The following is a 15998-nucleotide window of genomic DNA, read 5'->3' as shown; positions in this document are numbered from 1 at the left end:
CGCCGCACGGTTTCGGTCAACATCACCCCGCCGGCGTGGGACACCACACCCGACGCCCTCTGATCAACGCGGACCCGCGGATACAACGAGGTAGAGTTCGACACCAGAAAGGTGCTCCTGATCTTCAGCACGGACGGTCCCTAGACAAGACCAATCCTTGCAGGTCAGAGCACCTTTCTTCATGATCAACACACACCAGCGGTGCTACCTCGACGAAAGCACGAGGTTAGGGTCGGCTTGGCCGCAGCCGCGGAAGAAACCTCCGCCACGGGGCTCCCAGCTGGATCCGTTCGTGGAGGTGGTTGACGGGTGGCTGCGGGCCGACCTGGATGCCCCGCGTAAGCAGAGGCATACCGCGAAACGGATCTTCGATCGCCTCCTGGATGAGCGCGACGCTGCGGGGATCTCGTATCGGATGGTTCGTGACTATGTCGGGCCCCGGCGGAAGGAGATCCGGGTTGAGGCGGGCCGCGACCCTGCGGCGGTGTTCGTGCCGCAGACGCATGTTCCTGGGCGCGAGGGCGAGGTCGACTTCGGCGAGTTGGTGGTGCGTCTTCGCGGCGAGTTGGTCAAATGCGCGTTGTTCTGTCTGCGGCTGTCGTACTCGGGGAAGTCGGTGCACCGGGTGTCGGCGACGGCAGGCCAGGAAGCCTTCTTCGAGGGCCATGTGCACGCTTTCGATGTGCTTGGCGGCGTGCCGAGCGGGAAGATCCGCTACGACAACCTGAAGGCTGCGGTGGCCAGTGTGATCGGGTTCAGCCGGCAGCGGGTGGAGGCCGAGCGATGGATCGCGTTCCGTTCCCACTTCGGTATCGAGGCGTTCTATTGCCAGCCCGGCATCGGCGGGGCGCACGAAAAGGGAGGGGTGGAAGGCCAGATCGGCTGGTTCCGCCGCAACCACCTGGTTCCGATCCCGGAGGTGGACTCGCTGGCCGAGCTGAATGCCTTGATCGAGCAGTACGACCGCGCCGATGACGACCGCCGGATCGGGGGCCGGACCCACACCATCGGGCAGGCCTTCGCCGCTGAACAATCCATGTTGAACCCGTTGCCCTCTGATCCGTTCGAGACGGGCCGTTGGTTCTGCCCGCGGGTGGACCGCTACGCCCAGGTCATGGTTCGGATGAACCGCTATTCGGTGCCCTCGCGACTGGTCGGCCGCCAGGTTCGGGTGTTGCTGCACGCATCGGAGCTGGAGGTCTATGACGGCCGCACCGTGGTCGCGCGCCATGAGCGGCTGGTGTCCAAGGGCGGTGTCCGGCTGGACCTTGACCACTACTTGGAGGTGCTGATCCGTAAGCCTGGGGCATTTCCGGGAGCGACCGCGTTGGAACAGGCCCGGGCCGCCGGGAAGTTCACCCCGGTCCACGATGCCTGGTGGGCCGCGGCGTGCAAAGCGCATGGCGATGCTGACGGCACTCGGGCACTGATCGAGGTGTTGCTGCTGCATCGGCACATGGCCCACCAGCACGTCGTTGAAGGTATCGCCGCAGCACTACGCGTCGGCGCCCTCACTGCGGACGCGGTCGCTCTGGAGGCCCGCAAGATCACCGACCAAGAACCGGTCATCACCGCTGAGCCGCCCGGGAGGAGCGCTCTGGGGCCGGCGGTGTCGTCGTTGACCGAACGGCGCCTCCGCGCGATCCAGCTACCACCGGATACCAGGTCACTGCCCGACATGGACAAGTACGACCAGTTGCTGCGCCGCGGACAGAGCAGCTCGTCCCGCTGTACCCAATCCTCCAGAGGAAGCCGATCATGACCACGAGCCGTCGCCGTCGCGGGTTGACCGAGGAGGCCGCCGACGCCGCCGTTGATCAGGCCTGCAGGATGCTCCGGCTACCGACCATCCGTGCGCTGTCTTCCGATCTGGCCGGCCGTGCGGCCGCCGAGCAAATGTCCTACCGAGGCTTCCTCGCCGAGTTGCTGCTGGCCGAATGCGATGACCGGGCACGGCGGCGGTCCGAGCGGCGGATCCGGGCCGCCCAGTTCCCCAGGGAGAAGTCTCTGCGGGCGTTCGACTTCGAGGCCAACCCGAACATCGACCCCGCGCTGATCCACACCCTGGCCAAGTGTGACTGGGTGAAAAAGGGCCAGCCGTTGTGTCTGATCGGAGACTCCGGCACCGGCAAGTCACACCTGCTGATCGCGCTAGGCAACGAGGCAGCGATGGCCGGCTACCGGGTCAAGTACACCCTGGCCACCAAACTCGCCAACGAACTCGTCGAGGCCGCCGACGACATGGTGCTGTCGAAAACGATCGCCCGCTACGGCCGCGTCGACCTGTTGTGCATCGACGAACTCGGCTACATGCAGCTGGACCGCCGCGGTGCCGAGCTCCTGTTCCAGGTTCTGACCGAACGCGAAGAGAAGGCGTCCGTTGCGATCGCTTCCAACGAGTCATTTGCCGGCTGGACGAAGACCTTCACCGACCCCCGCCTGTGTGCCGCTGTCGTCGACCGGTTGACCTTCGGCGGTGCCATCATCGAAACCGGCACCGACTCCTACCGCCTCGCTCACACCCAACGGACGGCACCAACACCATCCGCTGGCTGATCAGCCCGCAACCCTGTCGTGGGACGGCCGCAAGATATCAATCTGGTCACGGCCGGTTGAGTCGACGCGGAACTTCTTGCCTGGTCGGGGCTCTGCGGCGTAGCTTTTGCGGCGTCGGGAGGTGCGGGGATTGAAGTTTCGGTCGGGTGCCGTCATTGCCATGCTGGTCGTGCTGACTTCGGGCTGCACGAACTCGGCGAGCGAGCAGCCGAGCCCGTCAGCGAGCGGACTCCAGAGCAAACCTGAAATCACTGTCAGCTCCCAGGCAACGGATCCACCCAGCGCGACTTCAGGCGTGCGTAGCAGCGTCACGGCCCCCCGCACGTCGACCACCTCCGCGGTGACAAGTGACTCGACCTCGGACGGCGGCGATGGGGGCGGGGTGACGACCGTCGCGGACGACGCCGACCTGAAAACGTTCACAGGCACACAGCGGGAGTACATCGATGCCTATTCGGCGTGCATCCGGAAGAAGGGCGTGCCAGTTGATGTTGCGGAAGACGGCACGTTGACCTTTCCTGGTCTGCCGAAAGATCAGAACACCACGCTCGAACAGGTGCAGCATCAGTGCCTGGTCGAGGTTGGTGTCATCCAGACGAGAAACTTCACCGACGAGCAGTTGCGGGCCTACTACGACATGCAGCGTGCACAGTGGAAATGTTTGAGCGACAACGGATTCTCCGTGGCACCGGCTCAGACGTTTGAGACCTACAGAGACGTCGCTCGACAGACCGGGGCGCCGGATTGGAACGTGTTCAACGGCCTTTCCGAGTCGGACATCGGTACTGGACTCTCGAAGTGCCCCAACAAGGTTGTGGGATAGAAGGCAACCATCGCAGAGGGAGGGAACGCCTATCGAACACGCGTGTTTGGGATGTAAGAAACCGTTGTCGCACACAAGGAAGTGAGCAGACATGAAGAAGACACTGCGATCCATGGTGGTCGTTCCCGCATCGGGCGGACTCATCCTGGCTGGGACCGGCGTGGCCTCAGCTGCCGTCAGCAAGTCAGGCACCAAGAACTGTCCCGGCTCGACAACTCCGCAGTCGTATCTGTTGTCGAGAACATCGGGTAGCTCAGTCGGATACGCGCCGGGAGGGGTCAACTTCTCCCACAGTGACGGCGTGACCACGAACCACAAGGACTACGGAACGTTGGGTGGCGGTGGCTGGAAGGTCACCGTTACTGGCGGGATCATCGACGACGCGGGTACCTACGCAGGTTGCGAGCGGGCCTGACTGCGTTCGTCGTACTCCGGGGCGGCGCCGCTGTGGTGCCGCCCCGTTCCGTCGGAAGGGGACTGTGATCGCCGCAGCGGATTCTCGATCGCACCGTTATCGGGCGGTGATCGGTTGGTTGGTGTTGGTGTTGCTGGTGGGCGCGGCAGCGTTCTGGGCCGGGACGACGGTGAGCCGCCCGGAGGCGGATCCGTTGGATCGGCCGACGCCGTCGTTGTACACCGTGGTGGCCGGCGAGGTCGGGCGCTCCGTTGATGTGTCGGTGACGGTGGCGTGGCCCTCGGGTCGGCCGGTGGTGTCGCCGGCGGCCGGGACGGTGACCACGATCGATGTGCGTTCGGGTGACACGATCAAGGCCGGCGACCGGTTGCTCAGCGTCGATCTGCAACCGTCGTTCGTCGCTGTCGGCTCGGTACCGGTCTTTCGCGACATCGGTCCTGGAGTGCGGGGCGCCGATGTCGAGCAGCTGCAGCGGATGCTGGGCACCCTCGGGTATCAGGTCAAGGTCAGCGGGGTGCAAGACGCCGCGTCGGTCGCGGCGACCAAACAATGGCAGAAGGACGTGGGACTGCCCAGCAATGGCGTGGTGCGGCGGGGCCAGGTGACGTTCACCCCGGTGTTGCCGGTACGCGTCGTCGTGCCCGACCAGGTCATCGTGGGGTCGCAGGTGTCGGCCGGGTCGACGGTGGCGACGGTCGTCACCGGCGATCCGACGTTCACGATTGCGCTGAGCCAGCAGCAGACGTCGCTGATTCCGCAGGACGGCCGGGTGCTGATCCCCCACGGCAGCGTGACGTGGGAGGGCCACGTCGCGAAATCCGCCCAGGACCACGAAAACGGCGGCGTGTTGTGGACAGTCACCGACACGTCCGGAAAACCTGTCTGCGGTAACGACTGCGGCAGCCTGCCGGTGCCGGGACCGACATCGGTGCCGGCATCGGTGGTGGTAGTGCCGCCGACGAAGGGTCCGTTGGTTCCGGTCGCCAGCATCCTGAGCGCGGCCGACGGATCCACCGCCGTGGTGCTCGCCGACGGCACCCAGCGGGCGATCACCGTCCTGGCCACCAGCGGCGGCCTGTCGGCAGTTCGCGGGGTGGACCCCGGGCAGCAGATCCAGTTGTTCGGCGAGACCGGATCATGAGCCCGGGATGACGACGGACAGGAACACGTCGTGATCGAACCGACGCCGGTCGAGGTCCGGGGGTTGACGTTCCGGTACCGGCGGCGCCAACCGCCGGTCCTCACCGACATTCACCATCGGTTCGAGCCGGCAACCGTCACCGCGATCACCGGGCCGTCCGGAGGAGGCAAGTCGACGCTGCTGTACCTGATCGGACTGCTGCTGGCACCCGAACAGGGCGATGTGGTCGTCGGCGGGATCCCGGCTGCGACCGGATCCGATCGCGATCGCAGCCAGATGCGTTCCCGCACGATGGGGTTCGTGTTCCAGGACGCGATGCTGGATCCGTCCAGGACCGTATTGGCGAACGTGATGGAGGGAGCCGTCTACACCGGCATGCCAGCCGACCGTCGCCAGTCCCGAGCCCGGGAACTGTTGCAGGAACTGGGTATCGATCACCGTGCCGAACATCGGCCCGGCGAAATCTCCGGCGGCCAGGCGCAACGAGTCGCCTTGTGCCGGGCGTTGGTGAAATCCCCGCCGGTGATCCTGGCCGACGAACCGACCGGCAACCTCGACACCGACGCAGCGGACCTGGTCTGGAACATCCTGGACCAGCAGGCCCGAGCCGGATGCACCGTCATCGTCGCCACCCACGACCGGGCCCGCGCCATCGCCTGTACCGCGCACCTGGACCTGGCGGACACAGCGTGAGCACGCATCGGGAACTCACCGGTGAGGCCCGACCGGCAACCCTGATCCGGGAAGGGATCGCGATCACCAGGTCGGCGCTGGGCGCGAGCATCACCCTGGCCGTCATCGTCGCCGGCCTCTGTGTCGCGGTATTCGCAACCGCAGGCCGCGGCGCGGCCGCCGAACGCCAAGTCGCGCAGCGAATCGAACAGGCCGGCACCCGGCTGATCACCGTGCAGTACACGGCACCCACCGGCACCCTCGACCGACTGCTCGTCACCCGCGCAGGCGCGTTGTCCCAGGTGTCCTGGGCCTTCGGTCTCGGGCCGGCCAGCGACGCGAGCCTCGCCCTGCTGGACGGGCAAGGGCGGGCCGTCCCGGCCCGCAGCATCTACGGCACAGCGCCACCCGATCTTCCGGTCACCACGGGCCGCTGGCCCGCGCCCGGCGAGGCCGTCGTCAGCCCCGCCAGCCAGGTCGCGACCGGACTCATCGACCCGGCCGGCACCATCCTCTACCGTGACCACCCCACCGCTGTTGTCGGCCAGGTCGCCCCCACCGGAATCCTCGCCGAACTCGCGCCCTACATCCTGGTCAACCCAGCTCCCGACAGCGTCCTGGCCGGCAGCCGCACCGCAACCGGCCAGAACGCTGTCGGCATCACCACCCTGTACGTGCTGGCCGACCGAGCCTCCGACGTCCTCGCCGTCAAGGACAGCCTCCACCAACTACTCGGCATCAACGACCAGTCGACCGTGACCATCACCGCCTCGCAGACACTCGCCGATCTGGGCATCGCGATCAGCGGCGAACTCGGATCTTCCGGACGAGCCCAATCCATCGGTGTCCTCGCCGCCGGCATCGCAATCATTGCCCTGTCCACCTACGCCGCCGTCGCCGCCCGAAAACGTGACTTCGGTCGCCGGCGGGCACTCGGCGCCGGCCGTGATGCCATCATCGGACTCGTCCTCGTCCAAGTCGCCGTGCCGGCGCTCACCGGCGCCCTGGTTGGCACCGCAGCCGGCTGGATCCTCACCAAGATCATCGGCGCCACCCCCAGCTGGCCGTTCACCATCGCCGTCGCAGTCCTCGCCGTCACCGCCGCCCTCATCGCCGCCATACCCGTGTCCTGGGCCGCCGCGCGACGAGACCCCGTCCGCATCCTCCGCATCCCATAAGCCCGCGCCAAGTAGCGCGCGTCCGTCCGGCCTATCCAGGCACCGCCGGACAGTCCCGGCCCCGCAGTTTTGCGGCCAACCCGACTTGAGCTATCAGCACTCCGCTCTAGCCTGATGCCAAATCCCACCGCCATTCCAGTCATTCGCGGCCTCAGGTGGTGTCGGTTCCCGGCGGCATTCGGTGTCGGTTCCTACCTCCAAAGCCAGGCTGTGCCGCCCTCGGCAACGGTGCCGTCGCCGGCGGCGTCTTCGTCAGCCCCGCCCTTGTCAGTCCCGCGACCGTCAGTCCCGCCCCCGTCGGCGCCGTCCTCGTCAGCCCCGCCAGTACCGGGCACGCCGGTGACGCCGCCCGTCCGGGCGCCGCTCGCTCCTGCGCGTGCAAATGTAACGACTGGTGTTAGATTTGCACGCATGATTCCTAGGGTGCGCGTCGAGTCGGAGCTCCGTGCGCGGATGGGGTCCTTCGCCGCTGTCGCGCTGCTCGGGCCTCGTCAAATCGGTAAGACGACGTTGGCCAGAGGAATCGCGGACCGCACGCCCGGAGCGGTGTATCTGGATCTCGAGCGCCCAGCCGATCGTCGACGGTTGGACGATGCTGACGCCTACCTGAGATCCCAGCAGTCCCGACTCGTGATCCTGGATGAGGTGCATCGGGTACCGGCGCTGTTCGAGGTACTGCGTGGCGTGATCGACGATAATCGGCGCGCCGGGCATCGAACCGGTCAGTTCCTGCTGCTGGGTTCTGCCTCGCTCGATCTGCTGCGGATGTCCTCAGAGAGCCTGGCGGGCCGCATCTCGCATCTAGAGCTGCCGGGCGTCGCGGTGGATGAGGCAGCGGAGGTCGGTATCGGCGCCGACACCGTGTGGTTGCGGGGTGGGTTTCCCGACAGTCTGTCGGTGGCAGATGAACCGTCGATGCAGTGGCGCGAAGACCTGATCCGCTCATATCTGGAACGAGACGTGCCGATGTTCGCCCCGCGCATTCCAGCAGAGACGCTGCGGCGGTTGTGGACGATGCTGGCACACAACAGCGGGGGCCTGTTGAACGTCGCGCGGCTGGCGCAGGGGCTGGGGGTGACGAGCCCGACCGTGACCCGCTATGTGGATCTTCTCGTCGACCTGCTGCTGGTCCGCCGCCTACAGCCGTGGGCGACAAATACCGGCAAGCGGCTGACGAAGTCGCCCAAGATCCATCTGCGTGACAGCGGTGTACTCCATGCCTTGCTGGGCATTCGCACCGTCGACGAGCTGCTCGGGCATCCGGCGGTCGGCGGTAGCTACGAATCGTTCGTGGTCGAAACACTCATCGCCGCAAGCGGTTCCGGCCTGCAGCCGTATCACTACCGGACGGCGCGTGGTGATGAGATCGACCTCGTTCTGGTCCGGGGTGGACGACCCTCGATCGCGGTCGAGGTCAAGCGATCCACGGCGCCATCAGCGCGTGCCGGTTTTCGCCGCGCCAGCGACGACCTCGCCGTCGATCGGCGATTCGTCGTGCATCCGGACGCCGGCGGTGAGGAATATTCCACGTCCGACGGCGTCAGTGTGATCGGGCTATCGGCGCTGGTCGAGCGATTCCGCAGTGCGTCGGCGCAACACCTCGGTTGAGCGGGCCCGACGTCTGGCGGATGATGATCGGGGGCGCTACTCGGGGACCTCGATGCGCAAGTACTGGTCCCGCACCACGTTCATGACCTCGACATCGACGATGCGCGGCGCGATGCGGGTCAGTCTGAGCCACTCTCCCGCAAGGCCGGCGGACCGACGTGCTACTCATCGCCGTGCTGCAACCAGGGGAACCCGGTCGGGTCGGCGGCGATCCGCGCGCCGAGCACTTCGTCGTCGTGTCCGCGGATCTGATGCAGGAAGGGGAAATCCGTCGGATCCACCGAGAGCGCTGCGATCGGCCGCACCGGAGCGGGGCTGGCCGACTGCAGGACCTGCACGCGCCGCCCGCCGGCGTCGATCGGCGGCTGTGGCTCGAAGGTTTCGCCCGGCAGCAGGTAGACCGTGCCGGTGCGCCACGGTCGCTGGGCCAGTGCCCCGGCCGAGATGGAGAAGAGGTAGTACGGGTCGCTGGGGCCGGCGGGGGACAGCACCCGGATGGCAGCGTTGAGCAGCCGCATCCGGTGCCTAGCGCGGTCCACGACCGCGAAGTAGAGCGGCCAGATGCCGTCGGCGGCGGCGAACACCGCGTTCCGGTCGCTGAACTCGAGCGGGTCTGACGGCTGCCGCGGCTCGAGCATGGTGAGGGCCGGATCGCTGGAGCCGTGCAGCACCAGGCCTTCTCGGTCGACGGCGTGCTGTAGGAACCGCCACTTCGGCACGTCCAGCTGATAGTCGATCGGGCCCCCGCCGGGGCTGGCCAGGATCCGGTCGAGTAGCCGATCCATCGCCTCTTCGGACGGCAGATGTCGCGGAGAATTCGGCCGGCGCAGCCAATATGACGGCAGTTCCATGTTCCACACCCTAGGTTCCCGGACCGACGTTAATGCAACCAAGGGTTGCGTCAGTCCCGATCGTCCCCTACAGTGATGTGCAACCAAACGTTGCACTAGGAGGCAGTCGTGGAGCACGGAGTACTGGAGCGTCAACTGCAGATCGACGCGTCACCGGAGGTGGTGTTCGAGGTCGTCAGCCAACCGGAACACCTGCGGCACTGGTGGCCCGACGAGGTGACGCTCGACCCGACGCCCGGGGGGACCGGGGAGCTGGTCTTCGGTGACCGGGTGCACGTCGCGGGCTTCACCGTTGTCGATGTCGATCCGCCGCGCCGGTTCTCGTTTCGCTGGGTGTCGCCGGAGGGCGAGGTGGCCGCCGAGGGAAATTCACTGCAGGTGACCTTCGAACTCGAACCGTCCGGCGGCGGCACCCTGCTCAGGTTCAGCGAGACCGGGTGGCGGGAGAAGGGCTGGGAGGCAGCGGTTCTCGAGGAGCAGTTCCTCGATCACGAGCGCGGCTGGGACATCTTCCTGCCCCGGCTGCAGACCTACGCGCCGGCCGTGGCGGGTCGAGTCCGATGAGCACCGCCGTGGACGACGACCTGTGGTCCGCGGTCGGCGATCCCACCCGACGCCGGATGCTCGACCTGCTGCTCGCCGACGGCTCAGGGACCGCGACCGGACTCAGCGACCGGTTGCCGGTCACCCGGCAGGCGGTGGCCAAACACCTGGCGGTGCTGGACCGGGTCGGTCTGGTGCATGCCGCACCCGTCGGTCGGGAGAAGCGCTACCAGGTCGACCAGGCGCAACTGGCCAGGGCGGTCGCTCAACTGGCCGCCGTCGGCGACGCCTGGGACGGCCGGCTCCGCCGCATCAAGCAGATCGCCGAGGCGATCGAACGTGGCCGCACCGGCGGCCGCACCCCACCACTATCACCACGGAAAGAAGGAGACAGCAATGGATGACAGCACGCGCGGCTTCGACATCGTGCACCGCGTCGGCGTTCTCACCGACTCGCCGGACAAGGTCTACGACGCGATTACCACCATCGAGGGCCTGGCGGGCTGGTGGACGGACGACACGACTGGCGATCCCGATGTGGGCGGGGTGATCGCCTTCCGCTTCCCGCCGGGCGGCTTCGACATGCGGGTCGAGGAACTGGACCAGGGCAAGCACGTCAGGTGGCGGGTGGTCGACGGCCCGGCCGAGTGGATCGACACCACCGTCGACTGGAACCTCCGGCAGGACGGCGAGTACACCATCGTGATGTTCAAGCATGAGGGCTGGCGGGAGCCGGTCGAGTTCATGTACCACTGCAGCACCAAGTGGGCAACGTACCTGATGAGCCTGAAGTCGTTGGTGGAGACCGGAACCGGGGCGCCGTCGCCGCGCGACGTGCACGTCGCCTTCCCGGACTGATCCGCCCCAGCTCCGGCCCGGAATCGGCTGGCGCAGGCCGGCGTCAGCGCCAGCCGAGGCCGGGAGCGACGTGGGTGAGCACACTCTCCACCAGGTGCGCGTTGTAGTCGACGCCGAGCTGGTTGGGGACGGTCAGCAGCAGCGTGTCGGCGGCGGCGATCGCCTCGTCGCCGCGGAGTTGCTCGATCAGCTTGTCAGGTTCGGCCGCGTAGGTGCGCCCGAAGACCGCCCGCATGTTGTCGATCGCGCCGATCTGGTCGGAGTCGCCGCCGGCGACCCCGAAGTAGGCGCGGTCCAGCTCGTCGACCAGCGGCATGATCGATCGGCTGACCGACACCCGCGGTTCGTGCGAGTGTCCGGCCGCGGTCCACGCGCTGCGGAACGCCTCGATCTGCTTGCGCTGCTGGACATGCAGCGGCTCGCCGGACTCGTCTTCCTTGAGCGTCGAACTCATCAGGTTCATGCCATGCTCGGCCGCCCAGGCGGCGGTCGAGTCGGACGCCGAGCCCCACCAGATCCGCTCCCGCAGGCCCTCCGACTGGGGCTCGATTCCCAGCAGGCCCGGCGGGTTGGGGAACATCGGCCGTGGGCTGGGTTGGGCGAACCGGTTGCCGTCGATCGCGTCGAGGAAGACCTCGGTGTGCTCGCGGGCCATGGTGGCGTGGTCGTCACCCTCGGGCTGGTACCCGAAGTACCGGAAGCCGTCGACGACCTGCTCGGGTGACCCGCGGCTGATGCCGAGCTGCAGTCGTCCGCCGGCGATCAGGTCGGCGGCGCCGGCGTCCTCGGCCATGTACAGCGGATTCTCGTACCGCATATCGATGACGCCGGTGCCGATCTCGATCCGGCTGGTGCGGGCGCCGACCGCCGCCAGTAGCGGGAACGGGGAAGCCAGCTGGCGGGCGAAATGGTGTACCCGGAAGTAGGCGCCGTCACCGCCCAGTTCCTCGACCGCGACGGCCAGGTCGATCGACTGCAGCAGCGCGTCTGCCGCCGTGCGAGTCTGCGACTGCGGTGACGGCGTCCAGTGTCCGAACGAGAGAAACCCGATCTTCTTCATGCCCGGTTCAATCGTTTCGGTCACCGAGTTGTTCCCGCGTCGTGGGCTCCGTCGGCCCGTCGGCCCTGACGGTGCCCGAGCCCGGTCGGCGTTGCGGTGATCTCCTGCCGTTCACAGCGACCACAGTGCGTCGACGGGCAGCCCGTAGAGGCGGTCGCCGTAGCGATAGCCGGTGGTACCGGTGTTCAGCACGATGCCGGCGATGAACCGGTCGCCAAACCGTTCCCTGATTTCTCTGAGTCTGTGAAACTGGTTGCGGTTGAACGAGGTTGATCCCTTCACCTCGATGGCGATGACCTGGCCGCCGGTGAGTTCCAGGACGAAATCAACCTCGAGTCCGTCCCGATCGCGGTAGTGGAACAGCTGGAACTCCTGCGCAGTCCAGGTCTGTTGACGCAATAACTCGGCGCCGACGAATCCCTCAAGAAGACCGCCGAATGCTTCGCCATGATCGAGACGCTGCAGCTGATCGGTCGTCACCCTGGCGAGACGGGTGGCCAGGGCAGAGTCCACGATCAGGCTCTTCTGCCGCCCGACTTCGCGTTTGGCGAGGTTCGGTGTCCACGGCGGGATCGTTGTGAACAGTCCTACGTCGTGCAGGAGATCAAGATAGCTGGTTACCGTGCTTGCAGGAATTGATGTGGCAGCCGCCAGCCGCGCCTTCACGAGTTCGCCGGACTGGTTGCCGGCCAACGCCCGCAACAGCGACTCTGTGCGTGCCGGATTGATTTCCCGGCGAAGGTCGGCGAGGTCGCGCCGGACGATCCGGTCGAGATAGGAGTCCAACCAGCGCCGCCGAGCAGTTTCCGGCAGATCCTGGACTTCTGGGTAAGCGCCGCGTCCGATGAGCGCTGCATAGTCCGCGCGTGTGGTGGTGGTGCGGTACTCAGGTAGCCGGTCTGTGTCGGCGGTGAGGCGGGCCGCGAAGTCGTCGTTGCGAGGGTGCAGCTCGCCCTGCGACAGCCCGTACAACTGAAGTCGCAGTACCCGGCCGGCGAGGCTGTCGGCGAGTCCTCGCGCACGCAGCAGGGAAGCGGACCCGGTGAGGATGAACCTGCCGGCTGTGCGGTCGGAGTCGATGGACGACTTGACGGCGAGGGTCAGCTCCGGCAGACGCTGGATCTCGTCGATCACCATGGTGCGTCGACCGGCCTGCGCCAGAAAGCCCGGCATATCTTCTGCCGCCGCCGACCGGACCTGCTGATCGTCCAGGGTGACGATGAGGGCATCCGAACCGTCAACCAACTGGCCCGCCAGCGTGCTCTTGCCGACTTGCCGTGCGCCCTCGATGATCAGCCCAGGACTGTAGGCCATCAGCTCGCGCGCTAGGTGCTCGACGTGGCGCTTGACCAGGGAGGACATGGCATGATGCTACCCGAACCCGTTGAAACGCGGAGCCTAATCCGTTGAAACGCGGAGCTCAATCCGTTGAAACGCGGAGCCCAACCCGTTGGAACGCGGTGCCGAGCGGGAGGGGCTGACGGTGTCGAAGCTCGGGCGTCTGGCCCTCGAGGAATATGTCGCCGAGTATTCGGCCGACCACTGATGCCGCGTCCGCCGCTTCTCACTGTTCGTTGAGGCCTAGCGCTGCTCGCAGCCGCGCCGGGCTCATCGCACCGGGGGTGCCGTCGTCCTCGGGGAACGAGTCGAGCAGCCGGATCAGGTCGGGCCGTCGGGTCGGGTCGGCCGCGCACTCGCGGGGCGTGTGACCGGCGAGTGCGGGAATCGACTCGTCGAGCCAGGCCGCCTCGTACGTGCGGGCCATCTCGTTGAGCGTTGCGGCGAGCGCTGGATCCGCGGCCGGGTCGAGCAGGGCGCCCTGTGGCTTGGAGCCGTTCGCCGCGAGTCGCTGCATGGCGCGCAGATCGCCTGCCGGCTCGCGGGTTTCGTCCAGCAGCGTCACCGAAGGGCCAAGCGCGCGGACCGTGCCGAGAACCCGGTCGAAGCGGGTCTCGCTGTTCGCGTTGATGTGCAGCTCGTCGACGCTGAGCTCCAGGCTGGCGCGGATCCGCTCCATGCCGCCGGTCACCACGTGCTCGAACCAGGTCAGCGTCCCGTCCGGCTGATCGTCGGAGCGGTCGTACCTGTTGTCCAGCAACGCTATCAGCCGCTCGACGTCACCGACCTTCAGCTGTGCATCGCACAGCACCGTCGGCTCACCTTCGGTGTTCGTCAGGGTCGGCGGCGCGAACCGGGCGGACAGGAACGCGACCAGTTCGACGGGATCGGGATCGTCGTCCAGCAGTGCCACCAGGTGATCCCGTTCGCCGATCGACACCGGCTCGAGCCCGCCGAAGATCTGCATGGTCTCGCCGGCCGGGACGACCCGGGCGCAGTACAGCTCACCGGTCTTCAACTGCCGGCTGCCGGCGCGCTCCCGCACCTCGTTGACATCGCCGGTGCGCACGTCGCGCAGCGTCATCCCCTCACCCGGCCGCACCGAGACCACCTCGTGCACCGAACGTTCGACGAGCAGCCACTGCTGCGCCAACAGATGCTCGTCCGCCGGCAACAATGCGCCGCGGACGGCCAGAAACTCCTCGAACGCCCCGCCCTCGAACAGCACCGCATCGCCGGCCAGCCCGTCATTGAGCGCCTCGACCAGTGAATCCGGCGAATCCCAATACCGTGACCTCGCCTCGGCCGCCTGCAACAGGAGCTCACCGAACGCGCTGTCCAGCAGGTGGGCACCCGCCTTCTGATACAGCCAGGCGGCCCGCTCGGCCAACGGCGACTCCTCACGATGCAGGTGGCAGACCTTGTACTTGCGGCCTGACCCGCACCAGCAAGGCTCGTTGCGGCCCAGGCCGGGGCGTGCGACCGGGCGGAACTGCTCGAGTAACTGCACCAGTTCGTCATCCGGCGGGGCCCCGGCCCGGCGCAGCAGGGTGAGGCCACGCTCGGCGTCGCCGCGATCGCTGGCATAGCGGGCCAGCGACAGCAGCGTCAACGGCCAGGTCGGGTCCAGCGTTTCGGCCTCGCCGTAGGTCTTCTCGGCAGCTTCGACGTCACCGAGTTGCTCGTAGGCATTGGCCCGCAACCAGCGCAGCGCCGGGCGGGCCGCCCGCGGCGCCAGCGGCTCCGTCGACTCGGCGAACATCCCCAATACCGCCCCAGGCAGGTAATCGGAAGCGTTGATCTCGTCCAGAACAGCTGCTGCCACAACGGGTTCGTCGAGAAACTCCAGGGCCGCACGGACAGTCTCGCGGTCGTCGTCCGGCTGCTGGTCGGGGCCCGCCATGCCCATGCCAGTCGCCGCCGTGTCGGTCGACTCGGGTATCTGCGCCAGCAGGTCGGCGAGGTCGCGCTCGGAGCCATTGTCCTGGGCCGCCGACATCGCCTGGACGAGCCCGGCCGTCCGCTCACACATCCGGACCGTCACCAGCACGGCGAGCGCCTCGTCGTCATCCAAGTCGTAGCGCTCCTTGATCGCCTCGATCCGGCCCTGGACGTGCCAGCCGTCGAAGTCGAACCCCGCTCGGGCAACCCAATCGCCGTGCACAGCCAGGCCACCGGCGGAAAGTAGCTCACCGAGCGGCGCCGCCGGTTCGCGGAACAAAGCATCGTCGCCGGCGCACGCCGACCAGATGGTGACGTCGAGCTCCCCGGGTCCGTTCGAAAGCTGTTCGAGCTGAGCAAGTATCGGCGGGCCGATCTCGAGCGGGGCGGTGGTGTCGACGGCGACGAGCTCGAACCCGTCGGGGGTGACCCGCAGCCCGATCAGGTCCCCGCTGCGTGCCGATAGATCGGCAAAGCGCCCCGGCACCAACAACAATGCGTCCTGATCGCCGACTGCGCCCTCGGGTATCCCGCGTTCGGCGAGCAGGTCGTGCTCCAGGAACGGTGACACTTCCGACAGCGGCGATCCGTCGGTGAGGTGTTGATAGTTCGGGCTCTCGGTGAGCATCGCCAGCGGAGCCAGGTCGGGGCCGAGCGCAATCAGGTCGAATTCCCACTCGGCCGCCGTCAGCCGGTGGGTGAAGATCCGTCCCTCCAGCAACCCGGGCAGCCAGGCCCACCGACCGTCGGCCAACGGCATGATCAAACAGGGCTCTTCATCGAGGATGTCGTCGAGGGACTCGGCAGGGTGGGGTCCGAGGTCGAGTCCGGCGGCGGCGAGCACCGTCGTCAGCTCGTCCACGGCCATCGGACCATGGGTGGCCAGGGCCTGGCGAACAGTCTCGACGCGGGAGGGTCGCTGGGTATCGGACATCTCCGCGAGGCTACCCGGCGGGCCCGGCACCACCCACGGGCTGACGGCAACCGCTTCGACGTCGGCTGTCGGTGTCGGCT

The 15998-nt window shown here is 67.3% G+C and carries 16 protein-coding genes; 11 read left to right on the top strand and 5 right to left on the bottom strand.

The features are described 5' to 3' along the window. The first annotated feature begins 157 nt into the window (after positions 1–157). Both istA and istB read left to right on the top strand, forming a co-directional pair. Positions 158–1762 (top strand): IS21 family transposase, encoded by a 1605-nt coding sequence (gene istA, locus K340_RS31910; protein WP_456093907.1) that lies wholly within the window; start codon positions 158–160, stop codon positions 1760–1762. Next, positions 1759–2556 carry an IS21-like element helper ATPase IstB gene (gene istB, locus K340_RS0120430; protein ID WP_029138070.1) on the top strand — a complete coding sequence of 266 codons (798 nt, stop codon included), beginning with the start codon at positions 1759–1761 and terminating at the stop codon, positions 2554–2556. The genes istA and istB overlap by 4 nt, the downstream gene beginning before the upstream one ends. Here the strand turns inward: istB and K340_RS0120425 are convergent, their stop codons facing one another. After that, on the bottom strand, positions 2557–2868 hold the full coding sequence (locus K340_RS0120425; RefSeq protein WP_154674385.1) for a hypothetical protein: 312 nt from the start codon (positions 2866–2868) through the stop codon (positions 2557–2559). A gap of 70 nt (positions 2869–2938) precedes the next feature. Between K340_RS0120425 and K340_RS0120420 the strand changes: the two genes are divergently transcribed. The 6 genes from K340_RS0120420 (at position 2939) to K340_RS0120390 (ending at position 8393) form a co-directional block, all read left to right on the top strand. Then, entirely contained in the window at positions 2939–3379 is a 441-nt protein-coding gene (locus K340_RS0120420; protein WP_154674384.1) for a hypothetical protein, read from the top strand. 91 nt (positions 3380–3470) lie between these two features. Continuing rightward, positions 3471–3794, top strand: coding sequence for a hypothetical protein (locus K340_RS0120415; RefSeq protein ID WP_029138067.1), 324 nt, complete (start codon positions 3471–3473; stop codon positions 3792–3794). A gap of 64 nt (positions 3795–3858) precedes the next feature. After that, the gene (locus tag K340_RS0120405) at positions 3859–4935 is read left to right on the top strand and encodes a peptidoglycan-binding protein (RefSeq protein ID WP_154674383.1); all 1077 of its coding nucleotides are present in this window, start codon (positions 3859–3861) and stop codon (positions 4933–4935) included. A gap of 30 nt (positions 4936–4965) precedes the next feature. Next, entirely contained in the window at positions 4966–5628 is a 663-nt protein-coding gene (locus K340_RS31905; RefSeq protein ID WP_211229564.1) for an ABC transporter ATP-binding protein, read from the top strand. Continuing rightward, the gene (locus K340_RS0120395) at positions 5625–6785 is read left to right on the top strand and encodes an ABC transporter permease (protein ID WP_029138064.1); all 1161 of its coding nucleotides are present in this window, start codon (positions 5625–5627) and stop codon (positions 6783–6785) included. Before K340_RS31905 ends, K340_RS0120395 begins: the two co-directional genes overlap by 4 nt. A 411-nt stretch (positions 6786–7196) precedes the next feature. Then, the gene (locus K340_RS0120390; protein WP_029138063.1) at positions 7197–8393 is read left to right on the top strand and encodes an ATP-binding protein; all 1197 of its coding nucleotides are present in this window, start codon (positions 7197–7199) and stop codon (positions 8391–8393) included. A gap of 161 nt (positions 8394–8554) precedes the next feature. Here K340_RS0120390 and K340_RS0120385 read toward each other — a convergent pair whose 3' ends face one another. Further along, entirely contained in the window at positions 8555–9244 is a 690-nt protein-coding gene (locus K340_RS0120385) for a cupredoxin domain-containing protein (protein WP_029138062.1), read from the bottom strand. 108 nt (positions 9245–9352) lie between these two features. On the opposite strand from K340_RS0120385, the gene K340_RS0120380 reads away from it, so the two are divergent. The 3 genes from K340_RS0120380 to K340_RS0120370 are packed head-to-tail and all read left to right on the top strand — an operon-like array spanning position 9353 to position 10645. After that, the gene (locus K340_RS0120380) at positions 9353–9808 is read left to right on the top strand and encodes an SRPBCC domain-containing protein (RefSeq protein ID WP_029138061.1); all 456 of its coding nucleotides are present in this window, start codon (positions 9353–9355) and stop codon (positions 9806–9808) included. After that, on the top strand, positions 9805–10191 hold the full coding sequence (locus tag K340_RS31900; protein ID WP_051267028.1) for an ArsR/SmtB family transcription factor: 387 nt from the start codon (positions 9805–9807) through the stop codon (positions 10189–10191). Before K340_RS0120380 ends, K340_RS31900 begins: the two co-directional genes overlap by 4 nt. Next, positions 10184–10645 carry an SRPBCC family protein gene (locus K340_RS0120370; protein ID WP_029138060.1) on the top strand — a complete coding sequence of 154 codons (462 nt, stop codon included), beginning with the start codon at positions 10184–10186 and terminating at the stop codon, positions 10643–10645. Before K340_RS31900 ends, K340_RS0120370 begins: the two co-directional genes overlap by 8 nt. Before the next feature lie 43 nt (positions 10646–10688). Here K340_RS0120370 and K340_RS0120365 read toward each other — a convergent pair whose 3' ends face one another. The 3 genes from K340_RS0120365 to K340_RS35350 form a co-directional block, all read right to left on the bottom strand. Continuing rightward, positions 10689–11705, bottom strand: a complete 1017-nt coding sequence (locus K340_RS0120365) for an LLM class flavin-dependent oxidoreductase (RefSeq protein WP_029138059.1) — start codon at positions 11703–11705, stop codon at positions 10689–10691. A 111-nt stretch (positions 11706–11816) separates the two neighbouring features. Further along, a complete protein-coding gene (locus tag K340_RS0120360; protein WP_029138058.1) occupies positions 11817–13067 on the bottom strand; it encodes an ATP-binding protein in 1251 nt (416 codons plus the stop codon). A gap of 202 nt (positions 13068–13269) precedes the next feature. After that, a complete protein-coding gene (locus K340_RS35350; protein ID WP_029138057.1) occupies positions 13270–15918 on the bottom strand; it encodes an SEC-C domain-containing protein in 2649 nt (882 codons plus the stop codon). Positions 15919–15998: the final 80 nt, after the last annotated feature.

It is taken from the genome of Nakamurella lactea DSM 19367 (assembly GCF_000426645.1).
Taxonomy (GTDB): domain Bacteria; phylum Actinomycetota; class Actinomycetes; order Mycobacteriales; family Nakamurellaceae; genus Nakamurella; species Nakamurella lactea.
This window is presented reverse-complemented; position numbering and strand designations above follow the sequence as displayed.

What these genes read in the sequence shown, in the direction of transcription:
- K340_RS35350 (WP_029138057.1), bottom strand. Translation starts at nt 15,918, where the DNA reads ATGTCCGATACCCAGCGACCCTCCCGCGTCGAGACTGTTCGCCAGGCC.
- K340_RS31900 (WP_051267028.1), top strand. Translation starts at nt 9,805, where the DNA reads ATGAGCACCGCCGTGGACGACGACCTGTGGTCCGCGGTCGGCGATCCC.
- K340_RS0120365 (WP_029138059.1), bottom strand. Translation starts at nt 11,705, where the DNA reads ATGAAGAAGATCGGGTTTCTCTCGTTCGGACACTGGACGCCGTCACCG.
- K340_RS0120370 (WP_029138060.1), top strand. Translation starts at nt 10,184, where the DNA reads ATGGATGACAGCACGCGCGGCTTCGACATCGTGCACCGCGTCGGCGTT.
- K340_RS0120415 (WP_029138067.1), top strand. Translation starts at nt 3,471, where the DNA reads ATGAAGAAGACACTGCGATCCATGGTGGTCGTTCCCGCATCGGGCGGA.
- K340_RS0120360 (WP_029138058.1), bottom strand. Translation starts at nt 13,067, where the DNA reads ATGTCCTCCCTGGTCAAGCGCCACGTCGAGCACCTAGCGCGCGAGCTG.
- K340_RS0120385 (WP_029138062.1), bottom strand. Translation starts at nt 9,244, where the DNA reads ATGGAACTGCCGTCATATTGGCTGCGCCGGCCGAATTCTCCGCGACAT.
- istB (WP_029138070.1), top strand. Translation starts at nt 1,759, where the DNA reads ATGACCACGAGCCGTCGCCGTCGCGGGTTGACCGAGGAGGCCGCCGAC.
- K340_RS0120390 (WP_029138063.1), top strand. Translation starts at nt 7,197, where the DNA reads ATGATTCCTAGGGTGCGCGTCGAGTCGGAGCTCCGTGCGCGGATGGGG.